Below are 17775 nucleotides of genomic sequence, written 5' to 3'. Positions count from 1 at the left end.
CGGAACCATGTTTGATCTTTCCGGCCGCAAGGCTCTCGTTACCGGCGCATCCGGCGGCATCGGCGAGGAGATCGCCCGCATCCTCCACGCTCAGGGAGCGCTCGTCGGCCTGCACGGCACGCGCGTCGAAAAGCTGGAGGCGCTGGCGAACGACCTCGGCGAGCGCGTCCAGATCTTCCCGGCGAACCTTTCCGACCGCGCCGAAGTCAAGGCGCTCGGCGAGAAGGCCGAAGCCGAGCTCGGCGGCGTCGACATCCTCGTCAACAATGCCGGCATCACCAAGGACGGCCTCTTCGTGCGCATGAGCGACGAGGACTGGGATGCCGTGCTCGAAGTGAACCTCACCGCCGTCTTCCGCCTGACGCGCGAGCTCACCCATCCCATGATGCGCCGCCGCTACGGCCGCATCATCAACATCACCTCCGTCGTCGGCGTCACCGGAAACCCGGGCCAGGCGAACTACTGCGCCGCCAAGGCCGGCATGATCGGCTTCACCAAGTCGCTCGCCCAGGAGATCGCCACGCGCAACGTCACGGTCAACTGCGTCGCCCCCGGCTTCATCGAGAGCGCCATGACCGGCAAGCTGAACGACAAGCAGAAGGAAGCCATCATGGGCGCCATTCCCATGAAGCGCATGGGCACCGGCGCGGAGGTCGCGTCCGCCGTCGCTTACCTCGCCTCGTCGGAAGCCGCCTACATGACGGGCCAGACGCTGCATGTGAACGGCGGCATGGCGATGATCTGAACGATGATCCGGCAAGGGCCCCAAATGCCCGGCGATGCAGCATAAATTGCATGTTGACCGCTGGCGCACCGGCTATTTTCGGACTTTGCGGCAGGCTTAAACCGTGTTAATCGGGCCATGACTGCCAGCAGTCGACCGGTAAAAGCCTGAGCGATCGGGCGGTGCAGAGCAGTATCGCCGATGCCCTCTTGCCGGTTGCAGGGATTGCCGGATGTGTTCTTGAGGCACATCGGGCGTGTTGAGTGCCCGGCGCCGTGAGGTGCCGATCAAAAACAAAGGTCGAGGAATCCGACATGAGCGATATCGCAGAACGCGTAAAGAAAATTGTCATTGATCATCTGGGCGTTGACGCCGAAAAGGTCAGCGAAGGCGCAAGCTTCATCGATGATCTTGGCGCGGACTCGCTCGACACCGTCGAACTGGTCATGGCGTTCGAAGAAGAATTCGGCGTCGAGATCCCGGACGATGCAGCCGACTCGATCCTGACGGTCGGCGACGCCGTCAAGTTCATCGAGAAGGCCCAGGCCTGATCCGCATCGATTTCCGGCGGGCCGCCCGAAAGGCGGCCCGTTCAGGTCTCGCAAAGAGGCCGCGCCCCTCTATTGAGGCAACGAACATAGAATTCTACAGGGTGGATCACGGACGATGAGGCGTGTCGTTATCACGGGTACCGGCATGGTATCCCCGCTTGGCTGTGGCACCGAAATCACCTGGAGCCGGCTTCTCGAAGGCCGCAGCGGCGCTGCCAGGGTAACGGCCTTCGAGGTCGAGGATCTTCCCGCCAAGATCGCCTGTTCCATTCCCCTCGGCGACGGTTCCGACGGCACCTACAATGCCGACCAGTGGATGGAACCCAAGGAACAGCGCAAGGTCGATCCCTTCATCGTCTACGCGGTCGCCGCCGCCGACATGGCGCTGGCCGACGCCGGCTGGCATCCCAAGACCGACGAGGACCAGACCGCGACCGGCGTGCTCATCGGCTCGGGCATCGGCGGCCTCGAGGGCATCGTCGAGGGCGGCTATACGCTGCGCGACAAGGGCCCCCGCCGCATTTCGCCCTTCTTCATTCCCGGCCGGCTGATCAACCTTGCCTCCGGCCATGTCTCGATCAAGCACAAGCTGCGCGGCCCGAACCATTCGGTCGTCACGGCCTGCTCGACGGGCGCGCACGCCATCGGCGATGCCAGCCGCCTGATCGCGCTCGGCGATGCCGACGTCATGGTGGCGGGCGGCGCCGAATCCCCGATCTGCCGCATCGCGCTGGCCGGCTTTGCCGCCTGCAAGGCGCTGTCGACCGCCCGCAACGACGATCCGACCGCCGCTTCCCGTCCCTATGACCGCGACCGCGACGGCTTCGTCATGGGCGAGGGCGCCGGCGTCGTGGTGCTGGAAGAGCTGGAACACGCCAAGGCGCGCGGCGCGAAGATTTATGCCGAAGTCGTCGGCTACGGCCTTTCGGGCGACGCCTTCCACATCACCGCGCCCTCCGAGGACGGCGACGGCGCCTACCGCTGCATGACTATGGCGCTGAAGCGCGCCGGCATCTCGGCAAGCGACGTCGACTACATCAACGCGCACGGCACCTCCACCATGGCCGACACGATCGAGCTCGGCGCGGTCGAGCGCCTCGTCGGCGATGCGGCCCCGCGGATCTCCATGTCGTCGACCAAGTCGGCCATCGGCCACCTGCTCGGCGCGGCCGGCGCGGTAGAGGCGATCTTCGCCGCCCTTGCGATCCGCGACAACATCGCTCCGCCGACGCTGAACCTCGACAATCCCGATGTCGAGACGGCGATCGACCTCGTGCCGCACAAGGCCCGCAAGCGCGAGATCAACGTGGCGCTGTCCAACTCGTTCGGCTTCGGCGGGACGAACGCTTCGCTCGTCCTCAAGCGCTACGCCTGATCATCCCGTCGCCGGCAGGCCCATACGCCTGCCGGAATCGCCTTTCCCGGGGGAGGGCGATCCGAAGACCGGGAAGAGGGCTTTGCCCGCCCCGGCTTATCGACTATCAAGCGGTTCATCCCGCTTTTGCCGTATTGCTCTGTTGGAAGACGTCGAGCAATACCCAATCCACGAGGACAGTCCGTGAGCGACACGAACGATTCCGGCGAGACGCATTTCGGCCGCGGCGAGGCATCCGGCCAGCCGCGCATCATTCCCAAGTCCGCCAACGAGGCGCTGCGCCCCGAGCAGGTGCCCGAGCCGCCGAGCCGCCGCCGCTCGCGAAAGGCCCGCAGCCAGATCGTCATCTTCCTGAATTTCGTCATGACCGTGGTCGTCTTCGCCACGATCATCGGCATCGGCATCTTCTATTACGGCGTGAAGAGCTACGAGGAGCCGGGTCCGCTTGCGGCCAACACGAACTTCATCGTGAGGAGCGGCGCGGGCACCAACGAGATCGCGGCGAACCTCGAGCGCAACGACATCATCAGCGACAGCCGCGTCTTCCGCCTGCTTTCGCGCATCTATCTCGACGGCGAGACGCTGAAGGCCGGCGAATACGAGATCAAGGCCGGCGCCTCCATGCGCGAGATCGTCGAGCTGCTGAAATCCGGCAAGTCGATCCTCTACAGCGTCTCGGTGCCGGAAGGGCTGACGGTCAAGCAGGTCTTCAAGCGCCTTTCCGACGATCCGGTGCTGGAAGGCGACCTGCCGGCGGAGCTTCCCGCCGAGGGCTCGCTGATGCCCGATACCTACAAGTTCTCGCGCGGCACCAAGCGCGCCGATATCCTCCAGCAGATGGCGGCGGCGCAGAAGGCGCTCATCGACCAGATCTGGGAGCGGCGCGACGACAACCTGCCGATCGAGACGCGCGAGGAATTCGTGACGCTCGCCTCCATCGTCGAGAAGGAGACCGGCAAGGCGGACGAGCGCCCGCGCGTCGCCTCGGTCTTCCTCAACCGGCTTGAGAAGGGCATGCGCCTGCAGTCCGACCCCACCATCGTCTACGGCCTCTTCGGCGGTGACGGAAAGCCCTCGGATCGCCCGATCTTTCAGTCGGACCTCGAAAAGCAGACGCCCTACAACACCTACATCATCAAGGGCCTGCCGCCGACGCCCATCGCCAATCCCGGCCGCGCGGCGCTGGAGGCGGTTGCCAACCCGTCCCGCACGGGGGACCTCTATTTCGTCGCCGACGGCACGGGCGGCCACGTCTTCGCCGAGACGCTGGATGAGCACAACCAGAACGTCCGCCGCTGGCGCAAGATGGAAGCGGAGAAGGCGGCCGAGGCCGCCAAGGAAGCGGGCGCGGCCGGCGCCGAGTGATCCTCTTTCCCGACGATCCGGCCCCGGCTTTGCCCGGGGCCTTTTCGTTCCGTCACCTTTGATGTGGATCGCCGGCCAATCCATGCGCTGGATGGTTTCCAAGCCCGTCGATCTGTTTCACTTTGGGGGAATATTTCGTGCGCCATACGCGCACCGGCGGCCTGCTTCCCGCGCCGCCACTGGAGGCTGACATGACATTGCAATCGATGACCGGCTTTGCGCGGGTCGAGGGGACGAGCGGGCGCACCCGCTGGGCCTGGGAACTGCGTTCAGTCAACGGCAAGGGGCTCGACCTGCGCCTGCGCCTGCCGCCCGGTTTCGAGGCGCTGGAGGTGGATGTGCGGCGCCTTGCGGGCGAAGCCTTCTCGCGCGGCAACATCCAGGCCGGCCTTGCCGCCAGCATCAGCGAGGCGGAGGTGGAGCCGGTGGTGAACCAGCGCGCGCTTGCCGCCGTTCTGGCGCTGCGCGACCAGCTTGCCGGCATGATCGACCCGGCCCCGGTCAAGCTCGATACGCTGCTGTCCGTGCGCGGCGTCGTCGACTTCCGCGAGGCGGAGGAAAGCGAGGCGGAGCGCGCCGCGCGCGATGCCGATATCCGTGCCGGCTTCGCCGAGGCGGTCCGCCGCCTCGGCGACATGCGCCGCAAGGAGGGATCGGCGCTTGCGGACGTCCTCCTCGGCCAGGTGGCGCGCATCGAGGCGCTGACCGCCATCGTGGATGCCGATCCCTCGCGCAGCGTCTCGGCGATTGCCGAGCGGCTTTCCGGGCAGGTCGCCGCGCTCCTGCAGGGCGCGTCCGCGCTCGACCGCGACCGGCTGCACCAGGAGGCGGCGCTGCTTGCCACCAAGGCGGACCTGCGCGAGGAGATCGACCGGCTGACCGCGCATGTGGCCGCCGCGCGCGAGCTGATCGCCGCGGGCGGGCCGATCGGCCGCAAGCTCGATTTTCTCGCACAGGAATTTAACCGGGAATCGAATACCATCTGTTCCAAGTCGAATGCGGCTCAAGTAACAGCTGCAGGGATCGAACTGAAGGTCGTCATCGACCAGTTCCGCGAACAGGTCCAGAATCTGGAGTAGGCCATGGCCGAGCCGTCGAAGCAGATCCACATCGAACGCCGCGGGCTCATGCTCGTCATCTCCTCGCCGTCCGGCGCCGGAAAGTCGACCATCGCGCGCAATCTTCTGGAGGCCGATCCCGGCCTCAGCCTCTCGGTCAGCGTGACGACGCGTCCGCGCCGCGCCAGCGAGATCGCCGGCCGCCACTACCACTTCATCAACCAGAAGGAATTCGAGCGGCTGCGCGATTCCGACGCGCTGCTCGAATGGGCCGAGGTGCACGGCAATTTCTACGGCACGCCGCGCGAGCCGGTGGAGGAGGCGATGTCCGCCGGCCGCGATATGCTGTTCGACATCGACTGGCAGGGCGCCCAGCAGCTTCAGGAGAAGATGCCCGCCGACGTCGTCTCCATCTTCATCCTGCCCCCCTCGATGAGCGAGCTGCAATCGCGCCTGCATCGCCGCGCGGAGGATACCGAGGAGGTCATCCAGACGCGCCTTGCCAATTCCCGCGCCGAGATCGAGCATTGGCGGGAATACGACTACGTCATCCTCAACGACGACCTCTCCGTCGCCTTCGACGCGGTGCAGAGCATCGTGAAAGCCGAGCGCCTGCGCCGCGACCGCCGCCATGGCCTGTTCGAGTTCGTGACGGGGCTGGTGACGGAGAAGCCGGTTCTCGGCTAGGCGGCATTGTAGCAAACCGCACCCCTCTGCCCTGCCGGGCAGAAAGGGGGGTAAGCCAAGGCCGCGTACTTCGCAGCCGGGATATTCAGCTTACAGCGCGTTCGCCAGCCGCACGAATTCTTCCACGCTCAGCGTCTCCGCCCGCCGCTGCGGATCGATCTCCGCCCGTGCCAGCAGCGCCTCGCCGCCGAGGGATTTCACGCTCTGGCGCAGCATCTTGCGGCGCTGGCCGAAGGCGGCGTGGGTGACGCGCTCCAGGGCGGTCACGTCGCACGGCAGCGGATTGGCGACAGGCTCCAGATGCACGACCGATGACGTCACCTTCGGCGGCGGCGTGAAGGCCTGCGGCGGCACGTCGAAGGCCATGCGGGCATGGGTGCGCCAGCCGCAGAGCACGCCGAGCCGGCCGTAATGGTCGTCGTTCTCCTCTGCCACGATGCGAAGGCCCACCTCGCGCTGGAACATCAGCGTCAGCGATTGCCAGAAGGGCGGCCAGGACTTCGGCAGCAGCCAGTTGACGAGAAGCTGCGTGCCGACATTGTAGGGCAGGTTGGCGATGATGCGCACCGGCTCGCCGGGCGCCAGCGCCTCGAAGTCCGTCTTCAGCGCATCGCCCTCGATGACCGTCAGCCGCCCCGGATAGTGCGCGGAAATCTCGGCGAGCGCCGGCAGGCAGCGCGCGTCGCGCTCGATGGCGATCACGCGCCTGGCGCCGAGCGCCAGGATGGCGCGCGTCAGGCCGCCGGGGCCGGGGCCGACCTCGATCACCGTATGATCCTCGATGGGGCCGGCGGTGCGGGCGATCTTCTGCGTCAGGTTGAGGTCGAGCAGGAAGTTCTGGCCGAGCGCCTTCTTCGCGTCGAGCCCGTGCCGCTGGATGACCTCGCGAAGCGGCGGAAGTCCGTCGAGTGCCGCCATTACCGGGCCTCCTTCATGGCTTGCCCGTTGCGGGCCAGCTCTTCGGCGAGCCGAAGGGCCGCCAGCAGGCTGTCCGGCCGCGCGACGCCCTTGCCCGCGAGCGCGAAGGCCGTGCCGTGGTCCGGCGAGGTGCGGATGAAGGGAAGGCCGAGCGTGGCGTTGACGGATGTGTCGAAGCCGAGCGCCTTGGCCGGGATCAGCGCCTGGTCGTGATACATGCAGAGCGCCACGTCATAGGTCGCGCGCGCCGCGTCGTGGAACATCGTGTCCGCCGGAAGCGGGCCGACGGCATCGATGCCGGCGGCCTTCAGGCGCTCGACGGCAGGCCGCACGATCGCGTCGTCCTCCAGCCCCAGCGCGCCGCCTTCGCCGGCATGCGGGTTGAGGCCGGCAACGGCGAGGCGCGGGCGGGCAATGCCGAAGCGGAGGCGAAGGTCCCGCTCGGTGATGGCCGCGGTCTCGACGATCAGGTCTTCCGTGAGCGCCGCCGGCACGTCCTTCAGCGGGATGTGGATCGTCACCGGCACGGCGCGCAGCTTCGGGCCGGCCAGCAGCATGACGGGAAGGGGCACGCGTCCACCCGCCGCCTCCGCCGAGAGGTCGGCGAGGAATTCCGTATGGCCGGGAAAGCCGAAGCCGGCCTCGTAGAGCACGGCCTTGGCGATCGGGTTCGTCACGACGGCCGAGGTGCGGCCGGCAAGCGTCAGCGCCACGGCCGTCTCGATGGCGCCGGTGACGGCGGCCGCATTGCGGGAATCCGGCATGCCCGGCACGGCAGGCACCGTGCAATCGGAGGCAAGGACGGGAATGGCCTCCGGGAAGAGGCGGGCGGCCGTCTCCGGCTCGGCGGCGGCCACGGCGACGTCGAGGCCGAGCGCCCGCGCCCGCTGCCTGAGCACGTCGCCGTCGCCGATGAAGAGGAAGGGCGGCAGCGAAAGGGCCTTGCGGGCCGTCCAGAGGGCAAGCGTGAGATCAGGGCCGATCCCTGCCGGATCGCCCATCGTGAGCGCCAGCGGAGGAGGCGTCGTCGTGGTCATGCGGCCCCGTCACAATTCGAGGAAGGAGCGCTCCGGCGGGCGGAGCGCGGCATCAGCGTTCGGTGATCGTCGCCTTCTTGCGAAGCTCAGCGACATATTTCTTGCTGTTCTCGTCGCTCTCGCCATTCTTCGCCTTGGCAAGGTCCTCGGCGCGGAAGACCATTTCGGCGGCCATGTCGTCGTTCACCTCGCGCTGCTTGCAGATCGCAAGGTACTCGACGCCCTTCTCGGTGACGCGCGTGCCGGTCGTCTGGCCCTTGGCCTTCTCCACCAGCGGCTTCCAGTCCTCCGGCATTTCCGGTGCGAGGACGCGGCCGAGGTCGCGGATCGAGACGTCGTGCATGGTCGCGGCAAAGGCCTTCGCCTGGTCGCAGCCGGGGAATTTCGCGCGGGAGGCTTCGGCTTCCGCCTTGCGCTTGCCGAGGATGGCGTTGCGGCGCTTTTCCGGCACGACGAAGATGACCTGCTTGAGGAAATATTCGGTGGTGACCGGCTTCTTGCCGCCGTTCTCCTGCATGCGCTCGGCGAGCGTCTTGCCGTTTGCCTTGCCGAAGCGGGCGTTGACCACGCGCGGCCAGCTCATCTGCAGGGCGATGAACTGCTTGAAATGTTCCGTGCCGACGCCGGCGCGGTCGAGGATCTGGCCGAGCTGGTCGACGTTCATCTTGTTGGAGGCGGCAAAGCGCGCATAGGCGGCGTCCACCTCGGTCATGCTGACGGACGAGCGCGTGCGCAGGATCTCCTCGCGCTTCAGCGTGTCGTCGATCAACTGCTCGCGGGCCATGCTCCTGAGGTTGCCCTTGGCGTGCTGCAGGCGCAGGAACGCGACGCGGCGCTCGATATCGCCCGTCGTGATGGCCGTGTTGTTGACGACGGCGACGACCGTGCTTGCGGCCAAGGCCGTGCCGGCCGGCACGGCAAGCGTGACCGCCGCGACCAGCGCGACGCCCATCATCATGGAGCGCACAAGAGATTGTCTGCCGTTCATGCCAGTCCCTTTCCCAAACCCGTTCCGTGCCCGCCCCGCTGCCCTGGGGCGGCATGGGCGTCATCGCAAGCGTCCCGGATGTGCATAATACATGCGGCCAAACGATGACAAGAGCCGCCGCGCGGCCTATTCGAGGCCGGTGAAGGCGGCGTCGCCGACCCGGATGTCGCCGATCGTGCGGAACATCAGGCGTGCGCCGATCGACCAGTCGTTGGCCACGCTGCTCGATTTGTCGCGTTCCTGCTCGTAGACGATCGAGAAGATCGTGTCGCGGTCGTCATAGGACAGGCCGATGCCGTTGCGCGAGACGACATGGTTGCCGATGTCGTAGGTCACCGAGCCGAAGACCGACCAGTAGTCGCGGAACCGGAACGCGCCGGCGGCCTGGATTTCGCTTGCGGTCTCGGTCAGCCCGTAATCGGGCTGCGCGGCGATGCGCGTATAGGTGAGGTCGGTCGAAAAACGCATGCCCTCGAAGCGCAGCGCGGTATCCATGCGGCGCAGCGAGAAGTCGTCCTTGTCGAGACGCGTGCTGGTCGAGAAGGAGATGCCGCCCGGCAGGTCGAGGCCCGCCATGCCGACATAGTCGGAACGGTCGGTTTCCAGGCCCGAATCGGCGCCGGCATTCACGAGGTCGGCCGTGGCGAAGGAATTGAGGCCGCCGAGCTGGAACGACTGGCCGATGATGCTGCGCAGCGTCACGCCGTTGTCGAAGGTGCCGGTATAGCGCATGCCGAGATTGGCGCGCGTGCCGCCCTCGACGCGGTCGAAGCCGGAGAACTTGTCGCGCTCGAAAAGATTGGTGGCATCGAAGACGAAGCTCTGCGCATCCTCGTTCGGCAGTCCGCCGGCAAGGTCCTCGTCCGGCCGCACGTAGATCTGCGCGATGGGTTCGAAGAGATGCGTGCTGTAGTCCGTCGTCGCCAGGATCGGGTAGCGGGCCTCGAGGCCGGCTGTCAGCATCGAGCGCGTCGCGCTGTCGTCGGAGGTGAAGCTGCCGGCATAGGCGCCGCCCGGCGGGCGCATGTCGAGGCGGTAGGCATCGCCGCGCGCAGCCAGAAGCGGCGTCAGCACCAGGCCGCCCGGCACGACGATCTGCCGCTTCCACTCCACCTCGCTGGTCAGGCGCGTCATGCCGCCTTCGAGGCCGCGGTAGCGGTTCGTGCCGTTCACGGTGTAGGTGTCGGCGATGTCCCGGTCGAGATTGGTGAGGTTCGTCGTGATCGAGAGCTCGCCGCCGAAGACGGATTCCGGCACGAAATACTTGTGGTCGAGAACCTGGGCGATCGCCTGCTGACGCTCGGCCGTGTCGGTCGAATCGGCGTCCTGCACGTCGAAATAGAAGGCGCGCAGGTCAAAGCTGTTGCGGCGGCTGAAGCCCGTCAGATAACCCTGGTTCGTGACGGTGCCCTCGTAGCCCTGGATTTCGTAGGTGCGCGAGAAGTTGTTGTCGCTCTGCGCCATGACATCCCAGCCGAACGTCCAGCGGGGATTGATCGTGAAGCTGCCCGTCGAGGCGACCATGCCGCGGAAGCCGTCCTCTTCCCAGTCGCTCGTATTCGCCGTGAAGACGTCGGCGTTCATCTGGTTGATGCCGGCCGCGCGGAGTGTGATCTGGCCATTGTGGAAGCGCTTGCGGAACTCCCCTTCCAGCAGGAAGCCCTGGCTGGTGAGCGCCGTCGGGAAGAGCGTCGCGTCCATGTCCGGCGCGATCGCGATATAGTAGGGGGTCGTCACGCCGAACCCGAGCTTCTGGGCGTAACGGAATTGCGGGAACAGGAAGCCCGTCTTGCGCTTGACCGTCTGGTCCGGCACTTCGAGCACCGGAATATAGGCGACCGGCTTGCCGAACAGCTCGAAGCGCGCATGTTCGAGGCGGATGGTCTTGGTGCGCCCGTTCTGCACGATGCGCTCCGCCTTGACTTCCCACAGGCCGCGATGCGTCGGATCGGTCGCGCAGGGCGTGCAGGCGGTGTAGACGGCGTGGTTGAGGATCATCTCCTCGTCGTTGACGCGCTCGCCGCTGGTGGCGGCCAGCTTCGTCAGGTCGGTGGTCTCGATGCGCAGCGCATTCATGAAGCCGTTGGCGAAATCGTCCGACAGGTCCATCTCGTCGCCGTAGACGCGGTTGCCGGTGGGCTCGATCAGTTCGATATTGCCGCGCGCCTTCAGCCGGCCCGTCTTCTGGTCGTATTCGACCTCGCGGGCGACGAGCTTGTAGCCGCCGTAATTGATCTGCACGGCGCCGCGGGCGATCACCGTTTCGTTGTCTTTGTTATAGATGAGTTCGTTGGAGGCGAGGAGCAGCTTGCTGCCTTCCGGAACCTTCGGATCGGACGCGGCGACGTCCGACATCTGGGCGCGAACGGGAAGGGCGGAAGCGGGCATGAGGGCGCACATGGCCGCACCTGCAAGCAGGGCGGCTTTCAACCACCGATACGTTTTGCGGTCGCCTGCCGCCACTAGCCGTCCTCCTGATGCAGAAGAATCGTCGCACCCAAGGACATTGCGACGACCACTGGGAGCCAGGCCGCAACGAACGGAGGAACAACACCGCTGCTTCCGAATGCCTTCACAAGCACGGTGACGACATAAAGCATGAAGCCTGAAAGGATTCCACCCAGAATCACCGCACGCGATTGATTAAACCTGCTAAATTTTAACGAGACGCAGGCGGCGATCAGCGTCATCGCAACGAGCAGGAGCGGCAGGGCCAGCATGGACTGGAACTGGGTTTCCATCGCGTTCGTGGGGAAACCGAAGGACCTAGCCGCCGCGATCTTCCGGCCAAGCTCGAAAAAGGCAATGCTTTCAGGCTTTTCCAGGCTCTCCTGGACGAATTCCTGTTTCAGGTTGGTACGAAGCTGTACCTCATCGAGATGCACGGGCAATTCGCCGATGCGCGTTTCGCGCACGTTCTTAAGAAGCCAGTAACCATCTTTCAAAGTGGCCGAATCGGCGTCCTGTCGCAGCGATATGCGATTGTCGTCGTCGAAGTGGATGACCGAGACGTTGAGGAGCCGCGTTCCGTCGTCGAGGACGGCCTTGGCGCCGATGATCGCCTCGTCCTTTCCGTAGACCTGCCGCAGCCACGGGACGGAGGTTTCGGCGCGGGCCGAGTTGGTCGCGCCCCAGGCGGCCTCGACCTCCTGCGCCTTCTTGCTGCCCCAGGCCGCGAGCGGATTGAGCGTCAGCACGGCGAGCAGCCCGAAGAGGAAGGCGCCGATGACGAAGGGTCGCAGGAACTGCCAGACCGAGATGCCCGCCGCGCGCGTCACCACGAGCTCGTAGCGCCGGTTGAGCGAGATGAGCGCCGCCATGCCGGAAAAGAGCGCGACGAAAGGCACCGTCTGCATGAGGATCATCGGAATGCGCAGCCCCGTCACCAGGAGACCCGTGGTGATCGTGTAGCCGGGGAGCCCGCCGACCCGGTTGGACATCTCGCTGAAATCGATGATGAAGATCAGCGAGAAGATGCCGAGCAGGAACCAGATTGTGGTGACGACGTAGCGGCGGAAGAAATAGAGGCCGAGGGTGCGGATCATGGCGCGCCGCTCCCGACCGAACCGCGCCCGGTGAGCCGCGACAGCAGCCGGCCACGGAGCTCCCCGATACGCTCGCCGAAGGTCATGGGGATGTCGAGGCTCTTGTTGCGCGCGAGGTAGCGGATGGCAAGCGCGGCCGTGAGCAGCGGGATGAGATACATGACCGGAATGAAATAGGCCGATTCCTCCGCGCTGTTGGAGGCGTAGAAGCTGAGCCAGCGCACGAAGAGCGCCGTCAGAAGCGCGGTGATCATCGGATGCATGCGGGCCTCGCGATGCGAGCGCGCGTCGCCGCTGACGACGAGTGCGATCAGGCCGAAGACGGCGGGAAAGAGCCATTCCGAGAAGCGGCGATGCAGCTCGGCGGTGAAGGAGCCGGGATCCTTCTTGTAATATGGATCGTCCGGATCGGGATTGAGCAGGAAGGGAAGGTCGCGGTCCTTGGCGCGGATGTTCGAGCCGCCAGTGGTCTGGGTGAGGTCGGCAAGGTCGAAGGCGTAGGAATCGAACTTGATGATGGAGACGTTGCCGTCCGGCAGCTTGCGGTGCACCTCGCCGTCCTTCATCACGAGGGCGGAGCTGCTCTCGTCCACGGCGCCCTCGCGGGCATAATAGACCATCTCGAATCGCGGATCGCGGGTGTCGGCGACGAAGAGTCCTTCCAGGACCCCGCCGTTGCGCCGTTTGGCGACCTGCACGTAAAGCCCGTCCGTGACCTTGCGGAAGGTGTTTTCCTGCACGACGGCGGACAGCATGTCGGCATGGGCCGTCGCGATCATCTTGCGCACGGCCATGCGGGAATAGGGCTCGACGAAATTGTCGACGGCGAAGGACGCAACGCTCATCGCCACCGCCAGGATCATGATCGGCCGGATGATCGTCGTGCGCGAGCTGCCGGCCGAGGCAAGCACCGTCAGCTCCGAATCGCCGTTCATCACGGTCAGCGTCTGCGATACGCCGATGACCAGCGCGAAGGGCAGGATGATCGGGATGACGGAGGGCAGGATGAGCGTGGCGAGCTTGAGGAAGGCGAAGATCGACTGGCCGCTGTCGGTGACGAGGTTGATGCTGCTGAGGGCCTGCGTCACCCAGACGATGCCGAGCAGGGGGAGCAGCGTGGCGACGAACATGAGCGACGCCCGCCGCAGGATATAGCGCTCGATCAGCTTCATCTTCATTCAGTCCGCACGTTCGACAGGCGGTTCCGCTCTTGCGCCGGGAAGGCCCATGGAAACCCCTATGGGCATATAAACTTTCTTCAGGCTGACGCCATAGCGGAGAGTCTCCGCGCGGATGGAAAATTTATGGCGAACAAGCATGGTCAACGATCTCTAAACGAGGCGCCGCATCTTGCCAAGCGCCGCAAAAGCGACAAGGAATTGGTGCCATTGGCGGCCTTTCCGGCCGCATTGAAGGCCGCAGGACAGGCATCGGAGTAAATCATGGCTTCCACGTTCGACATCGGTTTCGCAAAGACGGCACGCGCTTCGGGCGGCCTTGCGATCCTCCTCCAGGCCGCCGGCCAGCCGGCGGCGGGGCTCGGCGAGGTCGATCCGGAAGGCGTCGTCGCGCGCGCTGCCGGCGTGGCGAAATTCACCGGCAAGGCGCTGAAAAGCCTCGACATCATTGCCCCTCACGGCGCGCCGGTGGACCGTATCCGCGTTCTCGGCCTCGGCGAAGCCGACAAGCTCGTCGCCCATGACTGGCTGAAGGCGGGCGGTGCGGCCGCGGCGAAGACCGGCGGCGCCGAGAAGGTGGCGATCTATATCGATGCGCCCGGCGCCACGGTGACGGCGAAGAACGCCGCCGACTTCGCGCTCGGTATGCAGCTCGGCGCCTACAGCTTCGATGCCTACAAGACGAAGAAGGGCGAGGACGAGGAGACGAAGCCCGCCAGGACCGTCAAGGTGACGATCGTCACCGCCAACGCCGCTGCCGCAAAGAAGGCGAACGACGTTTCCGACGCCATCGCCGAGGGCGTGATCCTTGCCCGCAACCTCGTCAACGAGCCCGCGAACGTGCTCGGCCCGGTCGAATTCGCCGAAAAGGCCAAGGCGCTCGAAAAGCTCGGCGTCGAGGTCGATATCCTCACCGAGCGGGAGATGAAGCGCCTCGGCATGGCGGCGCTCCTCGGCGTCGCACAGGGCTCCGTGCGCCCGCCGCGCCTTGCCGTCATGCAGTGGAAGGGCGGCAAGGACAAGGACCGCCCCATCGCCTTCATCGGCAAGGGCGTCGTCTTCGACACCGGCGGCATCTCCATCAAGCCGGCCGCCGGCATGGAGGACATGAAGGGCGACATGGGCGGCGCTGCCGCCGTCATCGGCCTCATGCACACGCTTGCGAGCCGCAAGGCGAAGGCGAACGTCGTCGGCATCCTCGGCCTTGTGGAAAACATGCCCGACGGCAACGCCCAGCGCCCGGGCGACATCGTCAAATCCATGTCCGGCCAGACCATCGAGGTGATCAACACGGATGCCGAAGGCCGCCTCGTGCTGTGCGATGCGCTCTGGTACTGCAACGAGACCTTCAAGCCGCAGTTCATGGTGAACCTCGCGACGCTGACCGGGGCGATCATGGTCGCGCTCGGCAGCCACCATGCCGGCCTCTTCTCCAACGACGACACGCTCGCCGCGCGGCTCACGGCCGCCGGCCTTGCCACCAACGAGCGCCTGTGGCGCATGCCGCTCGGGCGCGAATACGACAAGATGATCGACAGCCGGTTCGCCGACATGAAGAACACCGGCGGACGCTATGCCGGCTCGATCACCGCCGCGCAGTTCCTGCACCGCTTCGTCAAGGACACGCCCTGGGCGCACCTCGACATCGCCGGCACGGCCATGGGCTCGCCGACCGATGAGATCAACCAGTCCTGGGCCTCCGGCTTCGGCGTGCGCCTGCTCGACGAGCTGGTGCGCGCGAACTACGAGGGGTGAGGGGACGGTGAGCGAGGTCCTCTTCTACCACCTGACCGAATCGAAGCTGGAGGACGCGCTGCCGCCGCTCCTCGACAAGAGCCTCGAGCGCGGCTGGCGCGTCGTCGTCCAGGCGGGCGACGAAGCCCGGCGCGATGCGCTCGACACGCATCTGTGGACCTTCCGCGAGGACAGCTTCCTGCCGCACGGTACCGACGAGCAGGCCTTTCCCGCCGAACAGCCGGTGCTGCTGACGACCACGCCCGACAATGCCAACGCCGCGACCGTCCGCTTCCTCGTCGCCGGCGCGCAGCCGCCTCCGCTCGATGCCTACGACCGCGTTATCTTCATGTTCGACGGTTATGACCAGGCCGAAGTGGAAGCGGCCCGCGGCCACTGGAAACGCCTGAAAGGCGAGGGACACCAGCTCACCTACTGGCAGCAGAACAACGACGGTCGCTGGGTGAAGAAGGCTTGAGAATATAGCCAGCGCGCCTTTGAGCCGATGATGTCACTCAATTCCCGTCGCGCTCAACGTTTAAATCAGCGTCCTCATCGTGGGAGCTGAAGTGTTTACCGGTGGCGGATTCCATTACGCCCATAAGCTGTTTAGCAAGCATGCTTTCGATCAATTCTTCCATCTTGGCCAAATTGATCTCGCCCTTCATCAAGGCTCGATCGGCCGCTTCGAGAGCATCGAAATATGGTTGGCGGTTATCAACGATCTGATCCGGGATCGTATCGCGGCCCGGAAGGAGCATGCCCAACCTGACGGACAGGACAAGATAGGAAACCATTCGTGACGTGCGCCCGTTTCCGTCACTGAAAGGATGAATCCAATTGAGGCGCCACATGACATATGATGCCAAATGAACGGCAGTTTTGTCTTCCCAGTGCTCATTTACATAATCGCAGAGATCTTCGATGAGCTCCGGGACCAGATGTGCTTCAACAGGTTTGTGCTCGCTGCCCGATATGGCAACGCTTGAGGGTCGAAAATTTCCCGCGTAGCTGCTGATGCCTTCAAGAGCCGCGCGATGCAACGTGAGAATGGTTGAAGGACGGAGCTTCCAGCTTTTGCCTCTTTCGATTGCTTCTACGATCATGCTGCACGCACGGTCGAACTGAAGCAGACCGTTACGAGCTTCCGCTTCCGCGCGTAACTGTTCGTCCTGAATCAGGTGCGCGTCACTTGCTACGCTATGACGGCGCTCTTCCTCACTCATCGACACGATTCGCGTTGAGATTCACGTTTTCGGCAAACGGCATTTCATCGGCGATCCTGTTCACCATCTCGCGGGTTATTTTTTCATTTTCGAAATGCGTATTGCCATACGCGAAGCTGCGACGCTGAACTTCCAGATCACTCTTCGTCCGGGGAGCTTTTCGGGCGGCCTCGATGAGAGTTCTAAGGGGTTCGTTCATGTCAGTGTCCTTTCAATGTGGCCCCATAGAAACACATTCGCGCTTCATGGCAATGACGTTTGTACCAGGGGCGCCATTGCGCGAGCCTGATGGGACGTAACTGCAACATATAGGGTAGCGATTGGGGAGCTGCCATCTCGTACGCAGGAAAGCGTCCGTTGCTCCTGCAAACTTGCAGTGTCGCTCAGTCGTGAAACGCTTCGACGAACTTCCGCCTGCCCAGCATGAAAGCATCCGCGACGTGGCGCAGCGGTGCGAGGTCGACGTCGGATTTGCCGGCCTTCACGATCTCGGCGAAGCGCCTGTAGAGCATCGGATATTCCTGCTCGGGCTCCTCGTGCACGAGCTTGCCGTCGATGGAGAGCTTTGCGCCGCCCTCCGACAGCACCATCGTGCCGGCATCCGTCTCGGCGACGATGTCCCAGCTCTGCTTGCCGGTCTGGCGCCAGTCGAACTCGGCGGCAAGGTCGAGGCCCTTGGCATCCGAGAAGGTCATGGTCGCGGCGATCGGCGCGTCGCGGTTTTCCGGGAATTCCAGCGTCGCGGCGGTGATGAAGACCGGGCGCGGCAGGATATGCGTGACGATGGAGAGCGCATTGATACCCGGATCGAAGACGCCGAGGCCGCCGGCCTGCCAGATCCATTCCTGGTTCGGGTGCCAGTGGCGCACGTCCTCCTTCCAGATCACGCGCATGGAGCGGATCGTCGTGCCGGCAAGGAAGCTCTTCGCGGCCTCGACGGCCGGCGCATAACGCGAGTGCCAGCTTGCAAAGAGCGAAACGCCCCTGGCGGCGGCGAGCGCTTCGAGGTCGGCCACTTCCGAAAGCGTCGCGCCCGGCGGCTTTTCGAGGAAGACGTGCTTGCCGGCCGAAAGCGCCTTCTCGGCCGCCTCGTAGCGATACTGCGGCGGCATGCACAGCGAGACGGCCTCGATGGCGGGAACGGCCGCCAGCATCTCGTCGATGGACTTGAAATTGTCGATGCCGTCCACCGTGCCGTGGCGGCTCGCCGCGGCGATCAGCCGGTAGTCGGCATTCTTCGCGACGGCCGGAAGATGCTGGTCGCGCACGATCTTGCCGACGCCGACGATTGCGAGATTGATCGGGGACATGGCTCGGTCCTTATTTGTATGATGATTTCGCCGCTGTTTTAGCAGAACCTTCGCCGGCGGCAAGAGCCGCCGTGCGGGC

Annotated in this window: 18 protein-coding genes; 9 read left to right on the top strand and 9 right to left on the bottom strand. The window is 65.1% G+C overall.

The annotated features are described in order from the left end of the window. The first annotated feature begins 7 nt into the window (after positions 1-7). The 6 genes from fabG to gmk all read left to right on the top strand — a co-directional run bounded on the left by fabG (position 8) and on the right by gmk (position 5760). Complete coding sequence (gene fabG / locus HNQ66_RS13295; protein WP_184144643.1) at positions 8-745, top strand: 3-oxoacyl-[acyl-carrier-protein] reductase; 738 nt, start codon at positions 8-10, stop codon at positions 743-745. 293 nt (positions 746-1038) lie between these two features. Then, a complete protein-coding gene (locus HNQ66_RS13290) occupies positions 1039-1275 on the top strand; it encodes an acyl carrier protein (protein WP_003531676.1) in 237 nt (78 codons plus the stop codon). Positions 1276-1390: 115 nt separating this feature from the next. Then, a complete protein-coding gene (gene fabF, locus HNQ66_RS13285; RefSeq protein WP_184144642.1) occupies positions 1391-2650 on the top strand; it encodes a beta-ketoacyl-ACP synthase II in 1260 nt (419 codons plus the stop codon). A gap of 183 nt (positions 2651-2833) precedes the next feature. Then, a complete protein-coding gene (mltG, locus tag HNQ66_RS13280) occupies positions 2834-4015 on the top strand; it encodes an endolytic transglycosylase MltG (protein ID WP_184144641.1) in 1182 nt (393 codons plus the stop codon). Between the two features lie 191 nt (positions 4016-4206). Next, entirely contained in the window at positions 4207-5094 is an 888-nt protein-coding gene (locus tag HNQ66_RS13275) for a YicC/YloC family endoribonuclease (RefSeq protein ID WP_184144640.1), read from the top strand. A 3-nt stretch (positions 5095-5097) separates the two neighbouring features. Continuing rightward, positions 5098-5760 (top strand): guanylate kinase, encoded by a 663-nt coding sequence (gene gmk / locus HNQ66_RS13270; RefSeq protein WP_184144639.1) that lies wholly within the window; start codon positions 5098-5100, stop codon positions 5758-5760. Between the two features lie 90 nt (positions 5761-5850). Here gmk and rsmA read toward each other — a convergent pair whose 3' ends face one another. From rsmA to lptF, 6 genes are all read right to left on the bottom strand, one after another. Then, the gene (gene rsmA / locus HNQ66_RS13265; RefSeq protein ID WP_184144638.1) at positions 5851-6678 is read right to left on the bottom strand and encodes a 16S rRNA (adenine(1518)-N(6)/adenine(1519)-N(6))-dimethyltransferase RsmA; all 828 of its coding nucleotides are present in this window, start codon (positions 6676-6678) and stop codon (positions 5851-5853) included. After that, the gene (gene pdxA / locus HNQ66_RS13260; RefSeq protein ID WP_184144637.1) at positions 6678-7715 is read right to left on the bottom strand and encodes a 4-hydroxythreonine-4-phosphate dehydrogenase PdxA; all 1038 of its coding nucleotides are present in this window, start codon (positions 7713-7715) and stop codon (positions 6678-6680) included. Before pdxA ends, rsmA begins: the two co-directional genes overlap by 1 nt. A gap of 52 nt (positions 7716-7767) precedes the next feature. Further along, positions 7768-8703, bottom strand: coding sequence for a SurA N-terminal domain-containing protein (locus tag HNQ66_RS13255; protein ID WP_184144636.1), 936 nt, complete (start codon positions 8701-8703; stop codon positions 7768-7770). A 126-nt stretch (positions 8704-8829) separates the two neighbouring features. Further along, the gene (locus HNQ66_RS13250) at positions 8830-11166 is read right to left on the bottom strand and encodes an LPS assembly protein LptD (RefSeq protein ID WP_184144635.1); all 2337 of its coding nucleotides are present in this window, start codon (positions 11164-11166) and stop codon (positions 8830-8832) included. Beyond that, a complete protein-coding gene (gene lptG / locus HNQ66_RS13245; RefSeq protein WP_184144634.1) occupies positions 11166-12248 on the bottom strand; it encodes an LPS export ABC transporter permease LptG in 1083 nt (360 codons plus the stop codon). Before lptG ends, HNQ66_RS13250 begins: the two co-directional genes overlap by 1 nt. Beyond that, positions 12245-13420 carry an LPS export ABC transporter permease LptF gene (gene lptF / locus HNQ66_RS13240; protein ID WP_184144752.1) on the bottom strand — a complete coding sequence of 392 codons (1176 nt, stop codon included), beginning with the start codon at positions 13418-13420 and terminating at the stop codon, positions 12245-12247. Before lptF ends, lptG begins: the two co-directional genes overlap by 4 nt. A 132-nt stretch (positions 13421-13552) precedes the next feature. Here lptF and HNQ66_RS23715 point away from each other — a divergent pair, with 132 nt between their 5' ends. Genes HNQ66_RS23715 through HNQ66_RS13230 form a run of 3 tightly spaced genes read left to right on the top strand, consistent with a single transcriptional unit; the run spans position 13553 to position 15638 of the window. Then, the gene (locus HNQ66_RS23715) at positions 13553-13687 is read left to right on the top strand and encodes a hypothetical protein (protein ID WP_281396984.1); all 135 of its coding nucleotides are present in this window, start codon (positions 13553-13555) and stop codon (positions 13685-13687) included. 3 nt (positions 13688-13690) lie between these two features. Then, the gene (locus HNQ66_RS13235; RefSeq protein WP_184144633.1) at positions 13691-15181 is read left to right on the top strand and encodes a leucyl aminopeptidase; all 1491 of its coding nucleotides are present in this window, start codon (positions 13691-13693) and stop codon (positions 15179-15181) included. A gap of 7 nt (positions 15182-15188) precedes the next feature. Then, positions 15189-15638, top strand: a complete 450-nt coding sequence (locus HNQ66_RS13230; protein ID WP_184144632.1) for a DNA polymerase III subunit chi — start codon at positions 15189-15191, stop codon at positions 15636-15638. Positions 15639-15675: 37 nt separating this feature from the next. Here HNQ66_RS13230 and HNQ66_RS13225 read toward each other — a convergent pair whose 3' ends face one another. The 3 genes from HNQ66_RS13225 to HNQ66_RS13215 all read right to left on the bottom strand — a co-directional run bounded on the left by HNQ66_RS13225 (position 15676) and on the right by HNQ66_RS13215 (position 17696). Next, positions 15676-16386 (bottom strand): Fic family protein, encoded by a 711-nt coding sequence (locus tag HNQ66_RS13225; RefSeq protein ID WP_184144631.1) that lies wholly within the window; start codon positions 16384-16386, stop codon positions 15676-15678. Continuing rightward, complete coding sequence (locus tag HNQ66_RS13220; protein WP_184144630.1) at positions 16379-16585, bottom strand: hypothetical protein; 207 nt, start codon at positions 16583-16585, stop codon at positions 16379-16381. Before HNQ66_RS13220 ends, HNQ66_RS13225 begins: the two co-directional genes overlap by 8 nt. A gap of 184 nt (positions 16586-16769) precedes the next feature. Further along, positions 16770-17696, bottom strand: coding sequence for a Gfo/Idh/MocA family protein (locus HNQ66_RS13215; RefSeq protein WP_184144629.1), 927 nt, complete (start codon positions 17694-17696; stop codon positions 16770-16772). Between the last annotated feature and the right edge of the window lie 79 nt (positions 17697-17775).

Source organism: Shinella fusca (genome assembly GCF_014203155.1).
Taxonomy (GTDB): Bacteria; Pseudomonadota; Alphaproteobacteria; order Rhizobiales; family Rhizobiaceae; genus Shinella; species Shinella fusca.
The sequence above is the reverse complement of the archived record's forward strand: the minus strand, read 5'-3'. Positions and strand labels throughout refer to the sequence as shown.